Consider the following 14984-nt stretch of genomic DNA (forward strand, 5'->3'; position numbering starts at 1 on the left):
GCACTCCCGCCGGGCGAGAATGCTCCCCCATTTCGTAAACCTGATCATTGTGAAACCCCGCGGGTTCCCTGACGATAAGTCATCTGACTGTAGCGTTTCTTGCCGCGTCGGCCATCGCCCAGGTAGCGGCTGAACGATCTGAGCGAGAGAGCGGCTCGCGCCCTCGCCCACGGAGAGGACCCCTCGCCGAGGAGGGCCCGTTCGGAATCCACCAGCTGCCAGAATGCGTCGCTTCCTTGCTCGTTGGGAGGGATCGGACCGAACACCGCGGCATCGGCCAGCTCGGCGAGCAGCACTCCGCTGCCGTCCCTGCTCCCGCGGGCGGTTGCAAACGCATCGGCCAGCTCCGAACGCGTGAGTATCTCGGGTGCGGGCAGGCCGTGGTCGACCGCAGAATCGAGGTACTCATCCCATCCGCCAGCTATCCGCGTGGTGGGCTCCACGGCGCGGCGCCGGTCGAACCTGCGTTTCGCCTTGGCGAGCAGGATCGTGATGAACGGGGTCGCAACAACAATCGCGATCAGGAGTCCGATTCCCACCCCCCGCAGCAATGGCCACAACCAGCCGAGGGCGTCGGCAGGTGGCTCCTCGGTTGCGGGTTCGTCGTCGCCGCTGCTCGGATCGGCGTCCGGGGGTAGCTGCTCGATCGCCGAGGATTGCGTCACCTCGGTGTCGTTTTGAGGGTCACTGCGTTCCTCCTCGAGTACCGCGAGGGGGACCTCGTGTTGGGGCGTGACGTCCGCCCGCACCCAGGTGCCGTCCGCGCCAGCGACTTCTACCCAGGCGGTGAGGTTCTTGCCTGCGCACACGCCGTCGGTGCACGCGGGGATGCCGGTGGACTCGCCGGCCAGGACGAAGCCGAGCACTACCCGGGAGGGGAACCCCAGGTTCTGCGCGAGCAACGCTGCGGCGACGGCGAACTGTTCGTCGTCACCAACCGCAGACACCAGCGAGCCGCCGGTGGTTCCCACGAGGTTTTGCTTGTCGAGCATGGTGGTGAACAGGGTGCCGACGCGCTCCATCGAGTGCCCCGCGAGGCTGGGCTCGAAGGGCGCGCCGCCGAGCGCGGCGAGCCATCCCGAATCGCCCGGGGGCGTCGCTATCGAGTGGCTCAGGTAGCCGCGTTCCCTCAGTCGGGTGATAAGTACCTCGAGGCCCGCGCCGTCGGAGGAGACCTCCTGCGCTTGCACCCACTCCCTCAGGCTTTCGGGAATGTGGGACTCGTCGACGAGCCCGGCGCTCGTCGACGGTTTTTCGAGGTCTGCAAGGGCGGTCGAGTCGGGCGGGAGCGCCGCGGTGAGCGAGTAGCCGTCACCGGAGGTGGTGCCGTTCAATTCAACGCCGCTGGCAAAGTCACGGTTGTAGAAGAAGCCGTCGGCCAGCGACTGCTCGTTGTCGCCCGTGAAACTGATGCTGGTGAGGTTGCCCGCGGTAGGAAGCCAAACCTGGCCGTAATCGCCGAGCTCGATGTCAAGGGAAACGGGGTTTCCGGCAGCATCCAGTACCGAGGGCACCCGCTGGAACGCGGTTTGCCGCGCGGAGTCGCCGCGCGCTGGATCGACGGTCCGGAAGACCTGGCCGTCATAGTGGCTCAGAACGGCGAGGCGGATGCGCGTCACCTCTGGCGACGCGTTCGTCACCCGAAACAGCTCCGCCTCGTATGCGTCCGCGGAGAAGAACCCGCGATATTGCGTGAGGGGGCTGACGAAATCGTTCAGGTCGACGTCGGGGCTGATGGCGGTGCGGAGCACTTCTCGTTCGGCGGGCCGGGCAAAGGTGGAGACGGTGGTCACAGCGACAGAGACGGCGATCAGCAGGATTCCCGCTCCGAGGAGCGCCTGCCGCACCCGGTTCGCGGCCCCGGCCGTGCGCCGCCGCCGACGCACTCCGCTTGCGCTGGCGGTGACTCGGATCGCGGCTGAGCGCTCCTGCTTCACCCTCCAGACGAGGTAGCCGACCGCGACGATGAGCGCCGCGAGGCCGATCGCCGCCTCGCGTGGGCCCGCCACCAGGAATCCGGGCCCCGACGTCGGGGTGCTCTCTTCACCGGATCCGAACAGTAGGCCAAAGAGCTGGGCGACAAACATCACGGGCACGGCGAGAGCACCCCGCCGGGAGGCACGCCAGGTGAGCGACAGCGCGACCGTCGAACATACGAGCAGGAGAAGGAACATCGGCACGAGCATGCTCTGGTAGGTGCCCACCGGAATCGAGATGGTGACCAGTTGCTTCCAACTGAAGACCGTGGCGACCACGACATCCAGCACCCCGGAGAGCGCCGCGGGCACGCTACCGAGCGCTGCGGGCAGGGCCAGGGGCACGCCGAGCACCAGGTAGGCACCCAGCGTGATGAGCGCAACCGTCGTCCACGACGAGCTCCGCAGACGACCGAACCAGGCAATGAGAGCGCTTGCGAGGAATGCCCCAATGGCCGTCACCAGGAGGTAGCCGGTTTGGTAGATCGGCCAGGCGGCCCAGACCGCCACGGCAGCCATGGCGGCGATAAAGCCCGCGTTGATGAGTTCGGTTGAGGTGGGTGTTCGGGATGTCGTGCCGGAACGAGTCATCCCGCTCGCCTCGCCAACAGGGAACGAAAGTCGTCGAGAACGCCGATGGTCAGGACGCTGGTGCCCGCCAGGTTGCGATACCGCGGTTCGTCGTCCGGATCGCAGAGCACGGCGACGACGGCCACGCCCGCAGCAAATCCCAGCGTGAGCGCCTGCAGGCGTTTGGGGGTCATTGTGGACCCGCAGAAGACAAAGGCGATCGAGATATCGGGCACCACCTCGGCGGCGAGTGCGCAGACGGCTTCGACCGGCATCATGTTTGGCCCGGAGGAGATCGCGGAAAGTTCGTCGAGCAGCGTGCGCTGGGTCAGCACGCTGAGGCTGCGGATGGATCGCACCGTCGCCATCGCGAATTCGGGGATCTCCTGGCTGCCGACGACGGCGATGTCGCGACCGTCGCGAATTGCGCGGACGGCGAGGGAGCCGACGGCGCTGACGGCCATCTCGAATTCGTCGTCGCTGCCAAATTCATCGGCGCGCAGGGCGAGCACGATCGCGAGCCGCGAACGGCGGGTCTCCTCGAACTGGCGCACCATGAGCTTGCCGGTCTTCGCGGTGGATTTCCAGTGGATGTTTCGTTGCCCATCTCCGTGGGCGTACTCGCGGATCGCGTGGAACGAGATGTCGGAATCGACGATCTGGCTGGTCGGATTTCCCTCGAGGTCGCGCACGAAACCGGAGCTGGTGCTGGGAATCGACACGGTGACCGGGTGCACGTAGAGGCGGTGCACGTCGGCCCAGGCAACCTCCCTGCGGAGGATGCCGATCGGATCGGTGCGCACGGTGGTCACCGGGCCGACGTCGATCACTCCGCGCACGTAGGCGGGCACCACAACGTCTTCGACGTGCGACTGGCCCGCTCGCAGGAGCGGGACGTACACGTCGGTGAGCCCGGTGCCGATGGGAACGTCGACCCGGCCGGGCAATTCGAGTTTTTTCGATTCGTTGGTCACGGTGAGTGTGCCGATCGCCTCACCGCCGGCGACGATCCGCTCGATGCCGAGGGAGAAGTCGACGCTGTAGGAGCGTCCACCCATGAGGAACGGGAGAGACAGCAGCAGCAGTGCGACCGCGGTGACTCCGGCCGCGATCAACTCGATCCACCCGAAGATCACCCCGACGGGCAGGAGCACCACGCTGGCTGCTACAACGGCCCAGCCCGCGGGGGTGACCGTGTCGCGGGTCCAGAGTGTGGCGGCCCGCACCGCGGTGGTGGTTGCCCGCCAGGCGCGCAGCCACCAGACCAGGGTGCTGACGATCGTTGCGGCCCGCGTCGTTGAGTACTGGGTGTGGGTCGAGGTGTTGGTCGACGTGCGCGAGGACGTCGAGGTGCGGGATGACCGCGACTCCGTGTTGAACGTCACCCGAGGTCGCTGCGGGTCGGCGGCACGATGTCGAGAAGAATCTGCCCAATCACCGCGCTCGCGGTCACCCCGTCGAACTCCGCCTCGGGGTCGAGCACGATCCGGTGGGACAGGATCTGGTCGGCGAGGTTCTTGACGTCGTCGGGCGTGACGAAGACCCGCCCGTGGGCGGCCGCCCAGGTTTTCGCGGCCTTGGTGAGGGAGCGCGCACCGCGGACGCTCGCACCCATCCGCACCTGCTTCGCGTCACGGGTCGCCTCGACGATACGACCGATGTAGTCGAACACGAGGGGGTTCACGAAGACCCCGCGGGAGATGTCGGACATGCCCACCAGCGCCTCCGGGGTGATCACCGGGGCGAGGTCATGCTGCGTTGTCGCTGTTCCCTCGAGAATGCGAATCGTGGAAGCCAGGTCGGGATAGCCCAGCGAGGTCTTCATCATAAAACGGTCGAGCTGGGCCTCGGGCAGGCGGTAGGTTCCCGCCTGCTCGATGGGGTTCTGCGTTGCGATGACCAGGAACGGAGCGCCGGTCGACCGGGTGACTCCATCGACCGTGACTTTGCCCTCCTCCATGGCCTCGAGCAGGGCTGACTGGGTTTTCGGGCTCGCCCGGTTGATCTCGTCGGCGAGCACAACGTTGGCGAAGATGGGCCCGCTGTGAAACTCGAACTCGCCTTTCTTCTGGTCGTACACCGTGATGCCGGTGACGTCGCCCGGCAGCAGGTCCGGCGTGAACTGGATGCGCGAGCTTGTGCCCTGCACCGTCTGGGACATGGCCCGTGCCAGCGACGTCTTGCCCGTCCCGGGGAAGTCCTCGAGAAGGAGGTGGCCCTCGCTGACCATGGCGGTAAACGCGAGCTCCACTACGTGCTTTTTGCCGAGGAGCACCTGTTCGACGTTTGCGACCATGGCCGCGAACATGCCCTGGAACCAGACGGACTGTTCCTGTGTGATTGTCATGGCGCTGGGGTCTCTTTCGTTGTCACGGGTTTGGTCTGGTCAGCCTGCCGGCGCCGGCGCCGGCGCGGGGGCGGGGGACGAAGGCGGTGTGGTCGGTTCGGGCGCTGGCGCGGGTACGGGAGTGCACGGGTTCGCCGCGAGTGTCGTCGTTTTGTACGGCTCGAGGCCCTTGGCCGACTCCGCCGTCCACACGATCTTCACGTTCCTCACCGAGGTCGCGGTCGTCGGAACGGTGGGTCCCTCGGTCCACTCCCAGGTTGGAACGCCGCTGGAGTTGACGGTCAGCGACTCGATGGCGTCGACGACGCCGCCCGCGGTTTCGGTGCCGTCGCCGATGATCTGCACACTGAGCTTCGCCGCCGCCGCGCACTCCGTGATCGCTATCCGATCGACGCTCATCTGGTGGGCCCGGCCCGGTGTGGCGGGTTTGATGGGAGTGCTCGTCGTGCAGACCGTGTCGAGCACCGAGCTGCAATACGCCACGGAGAGGTCGCCGACCGCGCCGGACTCGGGAACCTCGGTCATTTTGACGGTGGTCTTGCGCGGAGGTACGAACTCGGGGAGGTCGATCGCGTACTTGCCGGTCACGCTTCCGTCGCTGATTGTGTACGTGGATGCGGTCGGGGGCGCCGGGTTCGACCAGGTGAACGTGGTGCCGGCGTCGGCCTGGGCAACGCCGAATCCGTTGCTCACACAAATCGTGAGGTTGTACTGCGTGTCGCCGGTAACGCCGGTAATCACCCGCGTGCTCGACGTGATCGCGCCGACGACGCTCTGGAGGCTCCCGTCGGGAGTCGCAGCGCACCGGGGCTGGGTCGCCAGCTTGTCGTACGCGATGTAGAGGTAGCTGACCGGCCGCGGAGAGAAGTTACCGTTGCCGGATGCCTCGGGCGCGGTGATCGAGTTGATGGTCGCGGCGGCGGTTCCCCCACCGACCGTGATGCTGGGCGCGGCGGCGACGGTGACGTTCGTCGATGCGGAGCTCCCGACCGGACCGTTTCCGGCCGGACGTTCGAACCGGCTCACCGGGTTCACCGCAATGGTCCGGTCGCCCGGTTCCAACTGGAGCCGGGTGGTGGTTGTCGACCCCGGCGCTTTCGGCACGGTTCCGGACCCGGAAATGTCGTAGCCGGCGGTGTCCCGGTCCTGGCTGACAATCGTGACTTCGACGACGCCGGCCGTGGTCGAGGTGACCCCCGCCTCGTAGACCGGGATTGCGGTGACGCTGTCGATGCCGGGAGCGTCGTAGGACCAGGCGACCGTGGAGACACCCGCCCGGGACTCGCCCTCGGCGTTCACAGATTTCACCTCGTAGGTGCGTTTGTCGCCGTTGGTGAGACCGTTGATCGCGGTGCACGAGCCGTCGGTACCGCAGGTCGCCACCCTCGCGGAGCCAGAGTAGACGGCGAAACCGCTGATGGCGGGGTAGGACGCGGCACCTGCCGACGCCTTGAGGGTGACGCTGCCGTCATCGTAGGAGACCTGCGCGAGCGAGGAGGGCGGTTGCGGGTATCCCTGCAGGTCGACGGTCACCGACCCGTTACGGTCGCCCGCGCTCTGCTTCGACTGCGCATCCTGCACGACAAAACTTGCCTGGCAGGTGCCGCCCGGGCTCGCCGCAGACCACGACGCCTGCACTGTTGAGCTGTCGACCACGGCAAAGGAGACGCCGGCACAGTTGCTCGCGGCGGCAACGGAGACGACCACCAGTGGCGTGGAGGTGTAGAGATTCACCTCGTTGGGGGTGCCGATGACGGTGATCAGGCAGCTCGACCCCGCGGCCTGGGAGCACGTCTGCGCGACGGTTCCTCCGCGGGGGAGGGTGCTCGGCGCCGGCCCCACCTTGAGCGAGAGCACCCCGGCGGCGACATCGGGGTGGCTCGTCAGGCTGACGGTGACCGCGTTCTCCCTGCCGGGGCTGGCGGTGTCGAGCGCCGACAGGGTGAGCAGTGAACCATTCTGGGAGACGACAAACTGGTCGCCGGCGTACTCGGCGGCGAACACGAGGTCCGCTCCGCTTTCATCGCCCTGCCACTGCACCATCTGCGACAGGTCCCAGGTGATGGGCTCGCCCGCGGGGCTGATCGTGAGCGAGGCCGGGCGCAGCTCGGGCTGTGCCTCTGCCGGTTCCACAACGATCGCGACGACGAGCTGGGTGAAGCCTTCCTGCCCGGCGAGGCGGACGGGCACCGTGCAGGAGTCGGCCCACGGCGCACCAGCGCCCGCGGTGTAGCTGATCAGAGTCCCGCTCGCCACCGCACAGGTCGCGGCCGCCCGCGTGCCCGACGTGCGTACACCGGTGGCGTCAACCTCAAGCTGCTCTCCCTCCGGCATCGACACGAGCTGGCTCATGTCGAATTGCACGGCGGCGTCTTCCGCGACAACCTGCGGCGGCGTGCCGCGCTTCAGGGTCAGGACGATAGCTTCGCGCGCCGGGATCCGAAGGAACCCGTACGTCACGACGGGTGCTCCCTGGAACGTCTCGCCGGACAGCTCGAACGGCAGGATCATGCCTTCATCGGGCACCTGCCCGCGGATCTTCCAGCCGGACACCTCGATACCCACGGGGTCGCCCCACAGGCTGAGGGTGAGCTTCCCGACATCCCCCGAGGCCCACGACACCTTGCCGGTGACGACGTCAATGCCGTCGGCGAACAGGGCGCGGTCTTCGAGCGACAAAATGGTGTCGGAAACAACCGGGAAGTCGGGGACCGACTCCCGCACGACCTTCATCACGATGAGCCCGATGCCGGTGTCGCCGGACGGATTGGTCACCGTGTAGGCGAAGGTGAACACCCCGGCCTCGTCGCTCGAGGTCAGGGTAACCCGGTTTTCTTCGACGGTTGAGATCTGCGTGGCGAGGGCGCTGTACTCGGCGGTGTCTTTCGTGGCGTCGGGCGTGACGGATGTCAGGCTGAGGGCAGCTCCGGTTGGCTCGACGTCGTTCGCGGTCGGGTGGACGACGACCTGGTTGCTGCTGCCGACCTGCACCTCGACGTAGTCGCTGAAGGTGATCGGGCTCGGGTCGGACTGCTGGTCGAGAACGCCGATCCGCACCAGCGAGGTGCCCCGTTCGCCCCGCGAGTCCTGCACGCTGTACTCGAACTCGACCGCGCCGCGGAATCCCGCAACAGAGGTGTACACGATGGCGTCCCCCGTTTCCGAGAGCGATGCCGTACCGGTCGCGGGCTGGGTGATGATGTCGGCGAGGATCACGTCATCCCCGTCCGGGTCGACGCCGAAGCTGGCGAACGGCACGCTGATCGCCTGGCCGGACAGCACCCGACCGGTCAGGATTCGCGGCAGTGGCGCGCGGTTTTCTCCGTCGGCAACCACTTCGACCGAAACGGACGCGTTCGCGACCAGTTCGGGAGAGCCCGCGATGTAGACGCTGTAGCCCAGCTCGACCGGGCCGGCTTCCATCGGTGCGAGGTAGCGCAGGGTCGATCCGGCGGCGAAGGCGAGCCCCGTTCCCGCCGGGCTCGTGATGGACTCGGGGTTGAGCACCACCACGTTGCCGTCCGGTCCGACATCGTTCGCGAGCACCGGAATGTCGACCTGGGCCCCGGCACGCACCACGATCGCATCGTTGATCGCGATCGGACGCTGCGGCACGGACGCGGGCAACAGGTAGACCGTCGCCTCGCCGCTCACGGTGTAGAGCGGGTCGTCATTGCCGTCGGAGACCGTGTAGTGCACAACACCGACGAGCCCGGGTTGCTCGTTCGCGGTGTTTCCGCGCACCCTCAACAGGTTTTGTCCCACGACGTCCACGTCGAGCGCGGCTCCGTCGACTGCGTCCGGCACGGCATCGCTGAGCAGCAGCACGTGGCTCGCCGGATTCGCGACGGCGGTAAAAACGTCGACGCTGGTGTCGGTCTTCGGGCGCACAAAAACCGTGACCGGCGAGGTCGTCAGCGCCGCGTCCGCGGCCTCAACCACCGTGATCCGCACGAGCGACACCACCTCGCTCAGGGTGTCGGCGATGGTGTAGCTGACGGAGTAGGTACCGGGCCGGGTGGCGACGAAGTCGAAGGTCGATCCGCCACTGTTCACGTTGACGGTCTGGCCCTCGGTGCCGCCCGGCAGGGTGGCGGATGTCACGCTGAAAGCACCGGCAGGATTCGAGACATGGGCGGCGGGGTCGACCGTCACGCGCTCACCGACGGCGGTGACGAGACCGAACGGCTCTGCGGTGAGCGCCGGGGTCGGGGTGACGGCGATCGCGAGTGCCTTCTCGGCTACCGCGCCGAACACGTCAGACACGCGCACGGTCAGCGGCAGCGCGGCCGATTCCAGTTCTGCGGCGTTCGGGTGCTGGAACACCACGGTGCCGGACGGGGTGGCGCTCGCCGAACCAACGCCGCTGCCGTTCGTCACCGACTGCACAAAGATCGGGTCGCCCTCCGGGTCGACCCAGCCGCCCAGCACGGAAACGGTCACCGCGCCGCCGGGTTGCACCTCGGGGGTGGGCCACTCGCGGAGGCATCCCTCGACTCCACACCACACCGGAGCGTTGTTGACCTCGTCGCCGAAGACCGTGAGGGTGACCGTAGCGAGAGCGGAGTTGAGACCGTCGTCCTGCGTGCCGTCGGAGATCGCGTAGGTGAACGTGGCGCTTCCCCTGGCCGACTCGGCAACGCGGACGGCGATTGTTCCCCACTGCTCGGTGACACTCGTCGTGCCGAAGGCTTCGGGGAGTCCGCTGACGGATGACGGGATGACGCTGAGCACGTTGTCATTGGGATCGTGGTCGTTCAGCAGAGCCGGCAGAAGCACGAGTTCGCCCGCCCGTACGCCAAAACTGTCAGCTTCGGCGACCGGAGGCTTCGGGTCGACGACCTCGGCGACGTCCGTCACCTGGGAGGTCGCGCGGGGCGCTTCGGCGTTCGCGATTCCCCAGTTCTGCGAGCTCGGCACGAGAATGCCGTCCGGTGCGGTCCACACCCAGCCGCTCGCGGACTCGTTCACAATCATCCGGGTGCCGTTGCTCTGGAACACGGGCGACGGGTCGGTGGTCAGTGCCGCCCCGCCGTAGTCAAGGCTGCTCTCCCCGTCGGAGTCGCTCCACAGGGTGCCCGCGGTGCCGGTACGCGGCGTCCAGGCGGCGAACATGGCACCGGCGAAGGGGGTGGGGGCGGCGGGAGTGCCGAGCATAGTCTCGGGGTCGCCGAGGATCCGGGTGCGCACGCCATCGTTGAGCGCGAAGGACACCAGCCCCGCATCATCCGCCAGATAAACGACGTCTGCATCCTCCGAAGGGCGCTGCAGGGCAAAGACGTCGGACACGTCGGCTGCGACCGGCTCCCTCTGGCCGTCGATCCAGACGCTTTCGCCCGTGACATCCACCATCACCCAGGTATCACCGACGACACTCAGTTGCGACCCGGGTTCGGTCGGACCGTCTGCGACCGGGTATTCGTCGGTCTGGGCGCCGGTCTGCGAAGAGAAGCGGAGGACGGTTTGCGTCTCGGTCGACCAGCTCAGCACGTCGCCGCCGACCGCGACGGCAATCGCGTCTGCGGTGTACACGCGGCGGGATTCTCCCTCGGCCACCTCGTCTTCGGCGTACGGGTCGAGGGCGACGGGCGAAGCGTCGACACCGCCGTCAAGCCGGGCAACGAAGACCGACCCGGTGCTCGTCAGGTAGCCGATGGTGTCGCCGGAGGACACGACCGTGCGGGTACCGATCGGCGTGCTGCCGTATTCGGCGGCGTCCTCGCCGTAGTCGATGGGCAGCGCGGGATCGAGGCTGACCACTCGCTCGTTGTTCTGGGCGAAGAGCAGTGCCTGCCCGGCGGATTGCACGAGCGCGCTGGGCGCGCGCAGCACGGTTTTGACGGTGTCGAGCTCGCCAAGGTCGGTGTTGACCCGGGCGTAGCGCCCACTCTCGCCGCCCTGAACCGCCCAGATGGAACTGTCGTTCACCGGGGTCTGCTCGACCTCGAACCCGTGGGCGACGACCGCTCCGCCGACCAACAGCGTGAGCGCCACGGTGACGGCGGTCGCGCGGAGAGGGCCGGGGCGAATGGCGCTGCTCAGGCCGCTGCGCGCACCCCTGCGCCGGCCGCCGCGTTGATCGCCGCCGCGCCCGATACGGAGCCGGGGCCAGACCGCCATCTAGAAGACCCCCGTGGCGAAAAGGGCGAAGGCTGTGGCGGCAATGCCGACGACGGCGCCCGCCGACACCAGGAGCGTGAGCGTTGTCGTCGATGCCCGGACGCGCCGGGAGTCCGCACCCACGATCACGGTGCCCTCGCCGGTCATCGACCGCGCGGCGTTCACCCTGGTTTTCGCGACCCGGCGTCGCGGTGAGGCCGGCTGTACCTCGGAGATGACCGCGCCCCGCATCACGGTGTTCTCGAAATCGATGGGGCTCCCGGCCGTTGCCCACTCGTCACCGGCGACTTCGAGCGGCGTCGGGGCTAGACCCATTTCGTGCTGGACCCGCTGCAACTGGGTCGCGCACTCCAACAGCGTGAGCTGGCGGTGCTCGGGCAACCGGCTCATGGTCCGAGCGAGCACCTGCTCGAGGCTGTCCGGCACGTCCGCCCTGCCGAGGGGGGTGTACTTGGCGCGGCTGATTCGCTGGGCCAGCTGCGATCGAGAGCTTTTCACCGAGGGCTGCTCAAAGGGCGTGCGCCCGGCAAGGAGGGAATAAATGGTTGCCCCGAAGCCCCATACCTCGCTCGCGACGGTGCCCGTGGTGCGCTCTTCGACTATTTCGGGGGCGCTCCACGGCACGCTCATCGCGAAGAGCTGTTCCTGGTTGGACGAGCCGAGTGAGGCTGCGATGCCGAAGTCCGAGAGCACGGGTGAACCGAACGACGTGGTGAGGATGTTGGAGGGCTTGATGTCGCGGTGCAGCACGCCCGAGCGGTGCGCCGTCTCGAGGGCGCAGGCGATCTTCACCGCGACGTGGAGCACCTCCGCCACCGGCAGCTGCTCCCGGCGGTAGCGGGAAGCCAGGGATCCCGGGCAGAACTCCATCACGAGATACGGGCGGCCGTCCGCGGAAATGCTGGCGTTGTACACCGTCAGGATCGACGGGTGCGCGCTCAGGCTCGCCATCACGTCGGCTTCGGCATTGAACATCCGAAGCACATCGCTGTCGACCACGTTCTGAAGCAGCACCTTGACGGCCACCGAACGACGGGGCATGTTCTGCTGGAACAGGAATACGTCGGCGAACCCGCCGGCGCCGAGGGGGCGGATGTAGCTGTAGCCCGAAAGCACGGGCGGCGCCGAAGGCAGTCGTGCTCCCACCATGCCCCCGAATAATCTGTGCGTGCGCCGTCGTCCTACGCGGGAGCGGCGTGAATAAAGGTCAGCTTATCCACACTTTGAGGGTGCGCGCGTCGTGCCGCGCGATCTGTCTACCGGGCGGCAGCACCAGACGGCAGTTCAGCGCATCAGCCACGACTGCCGAGGTCGCTCAGGAGAACGACATCGGTGTCCTTACGTGTGAGCCGCATTTTTCTGAGCTGCGCCGCTGCTGCGACGGCCACCGCACCTGCGGCCACGAAGAACCACGGTGAGAAGGGCTGACCTGGCGTGTAGTACAGGCTCAGGGCGATCGATCCCACCGCAAGAGCCAACGCGAGAAAAGCAACCATCCCCAGCCTGACTTCCGAGACCACGATCCCGGCCGCGTTGCGGTGAACCTGATGTTCCGGTTTCCAGCAGGAAGCGACTAAGGTCGCGAGTCCCAGAACAAGCAGAGCGCCCACCCACCACGGCGTGGGGTAGGGAAGCACGCCAGCGTAAGCATCCAGATGGGTGTCCGCAGGCGTACGTCCCTCCCCGACGGTGCCGAGAACGGCGGCCATCACAAAATTGAACGGGAGCCAGATGTAGACCAGCAGCACAATTGCTGCGACCAGCAGAACAAATGCTCGCGCGTTACTTTTTGCCACGCGGGCATTGCCGGTTCCTGAGGTTTTCGTCTGCACCAGGGTTCCCATCTTGAACGATCGTGGTGGTTTGGGCGTGGAGGCGCGTGCTCTGTCTACACAGACCTGCTCTTCAGGTCGGCGGTCGACGTCGTTGCAGTCGGCCGCGACGCTTTGCCGCGCCCCTGGGCCGGTGGTCTTCTCGATCTTGCTGCCGTCTCCGGGCGTTTGCAGCCGCGGCAACTCCCAGGGCGGCGACGGAGACGAAGTGCCAGGGGGAGAAGACCTCGCCCGGGGTGTAGTACAGGGCGAGGGTCACGCAACCGAGTGCAAGAAAAATCGTGAAAAACACGATCATTCCGGGCGTAATTCGAACGATCACTTTCGCGCCGGGGGTGAACCCGTGTATCTGGTTCTCTCGCTTCCACGACGCGGCCAGAAGAAGGGCGTATGCCGCGACGAGCAATGCCCCAACCCACCAGGGCGTCGGGTACGGGAGTATTCCCGCGTACGACGCTCGGTGCGAAACGATAGCGGTGCGCGGCTCCCGAGGGATCTCCAGAACATCGGTCATGATGAAGTTAAACGGAAGCCACAAGTAGATCAGCACGACGGACGCGCCGACCAGTGCCATCAACGCGTAGGCGTTTAACTTTCCAGCGCGGGTCGACACCATTTCGGCCTCACGTGCTAATCCGGTCATGCGGGCTCAGACCGAGGTGACGGATCCGGCGAGGCCGTCCATCAGCTCGATGGTGCGAGGAAAGTTGACCAGGTCCAACTGGCTGGTGAGCAACCGCAGCACCGAGCCGTCGACCTCAAAGGCGTACTCGATTACCGCGCCGATGACCGGGGAGTTGTCGTAGGGGTTGATGTACCGCACGCACCGAACTCCCACGAGGCCGGACTGTGTGGTGAATGGGCCCACCTCAGGCGGTTCGGCTGCGGATGGGTCGTTTGCGCCAACGTAGTCTTCGAGTGAGATCGCGCCGAGCGCTTCGCGGGGGGTGATGTACGCGTCTGCAGAAGTGAGGGGCCCGTACCACGTGGCGAGGCTGAGAAAGGTGCGCGATGCCTCGCGCTTTATGCCCTCGACCGCTTCGAACACAAAGGTCTCGTGGAGCACCTTGCGCTGGGATTTGCGCAACCGCACATCCGCTCCCGCGGCGAGCTCGTCAAGGAGGTCCTTCGCCCAGGCCTCGGGGGTGCTCCATCGTTCTGTCTCGCCAAACGGGGGAACGCCCGCCCAGTCGAACGGAAAATCAATAAAAAATGCCACGTGGTCTCCGTGAGGCTAGTTCGAAAGGGGTGCGGTCAGGCGAGAGCTGTCGCCAAAGCGGAGGGTGGCACTCATCGGCTTTGGCGCAACCACGAGACGTGTCAACCACGGCGTTGTCGTGTGGAGGATGGTCGGTCTGCACGGTCTTGCCTGACTTTGTGGATCTGCGCCACGACGGCAATTATCACGCCGGCGGCCGCTACGAAGAACCACGGGGAGAAAAGGTCGCCGGGCGTGTGATACCCCGCGAGCATAAAGCTGCCCAGCGCGAGAAATGCAGTGGCCAGCGCAATTTTTCCTGGGGTCGCCCGCAGGATAAATGGTGACCCGAGAGCGGTGTGCGTCTGGTGCTCCCGCCTCCAGCAGGCGGCGAGAAGCGCGCCAAATCCCGCTGCGATGAGCGCGCCATGACCACGTTGAAACCGAGCCAGTTGTAAACCATCCCGACGAGCGCCACAACAAGAACCGTCCGGGCGTACGCGTTCCTCTTCGCCACAACTGCGGCTCGCGCACGGGCGTCTGCTGCCGACGTAGTGGCTACCACGACGTAGCGAGACCGGCTCCTGTTGTGAGGCCTGAGATGGCTAGGGTGCAAGTACTGCAACCCGCGGCGCAGGGGCACGGTCGTGAGCCCAGGCTCCGATGTCTTCATCGGCAGCCTCGAGTCCTTCCGCGACAGAGTTCACGTTATCGTGCAGGGTAACTATCTGTTCGATGAGTTCGACCCGGCGGTGGTCCCCGTTGCTGGCGAACTCACGGACGCGACCGGCAAGACCATCGTGGCCGGTCGCGTCCGCAATACGTTCGCTGCTGGTTGTGGCTGACTCAAATTCGCTGCTCACCGAATTGAGGTAGGTCGCGGCATCGCGCAGAACCTCGGTGTCGACGTATAGGTCAGCCACAATCGTTGTCCGAAGCTG

Annotated in this window: 9 protein-coding genes; all 9 read right to left on the reverse strand. The window is 66.6% G+C overall.

From position 1 onward, the window contains the following. Positions 1–44 precede the first annotated feature (44 nt). Positions 45–2567: a transglutaminase TgpA family protein gene (locus tag B0I08_RS11155; RefSeq protein WP_106212807.1), complete on the reverse strand. Its 2523-nt coding sequence runs from the start codon at positions 2565–2567 to the stop codon at positions 45–47. Further along, positions 2564–3931, reverse strand: coding sequence for a DUF58 domain-containing protein (locus tag B0I08_RS11160; protein WP_106212809.1), 1368 nt, complete (start codon positions 3929–3931; stop codon positions 2564–2566). The genes B0I08_RS11155 and B0I08_RS11160 overlap by 4 nt, the downstream gene beginning before the upstream one ends. After that, entirely contained in the window at positions 3928–4893 is a 966-nt protein-coding gene (locus B0I08_RS11165) for an AAA family ATPase (protein ID WP_106212811.1), read from the reverse strand. Before B0I08_RS11165 ends, B0I08_RS11160 begins: the two co-directional genes overlap by 4 nt. A gap of 39 nt (positions 4894–4932) precedes the next feature. Continuing rightward, on the reverse strand, positions 4933–11013 hold the full coding sequence (locus B0I08_RS11170) for an Ig-like domain-containing protein (protein ID WP_106212813.1): 6081 nt from the start codon (positions 11011–11013) through the stop codon (positions 4933–4935). Next, on the reverse strand, positions 11014–12162 hold the full coding sequence (locus B0I08_RS11175) for a serine/threonine-protein kinase (protein WP_106212815.1): 1149 nt from the start codon (positions 12160–12162) through the stop codon (positions 11014–11016). It abuts the gene before it with no gap. 143 nt (positions 12163–12305) lie between these two features. Next, a complete protein-coding gene (locus B0I08_RS11180; protein WP_146134392.1) occupies positions 12306–12845 on the reverse strand; it encodes a hypothetical protein in 540 nt (179 codons plus the stop codon). A gap of 73 nt (positions 12846–12918) precedes the next feature. Further along, positions 12919–13488, reverse strand: a complete 570-nt coding sequence (locus B0I08_RS11185; protein ID WP_146134393.1) for a hypothetical protein — start codon at positions 13486–13488, stop codon at positions 12919–12921. Positions 13489–13494: 6 nt separating this feature from the next. Continuing rightward, positions 13495–14064 carry a hypothetical protein gene (locus B0I08_RS11190; protein WP_106212821.1) on the reverse strand — a complete coding sequence of 190 codons (570 nt, stop codon included), beginning with the start codon at positions 14062–14064 and terminating at the stop codon, positions 13495–13497. 584 nt (positions 14065–14648) lie between these two features. Next, positions 14649–14966 (reverse strand): hypothetical protein, encoded by a 318-nt coding sequence (locus B0I08_RS11195; RefSeq protein WP_106212823.1) that lies wholly within the window; start codon positions 14964–14966, stop codon positions 14649–14651. Positions 14967–14984 lie beyond the last annotated feature (18 nt).

Origin of the sequence: Glaciihabitans tibetensis, from assembly GCF_003003265.1 — a bacterium.
Classification (GTDB): Bacteria; Actinomycetota; Actinomycetes; order Actinomycetales; family Microbacteriaceae; genus Glaciihabitans; species Glaciihabitans tibetensis.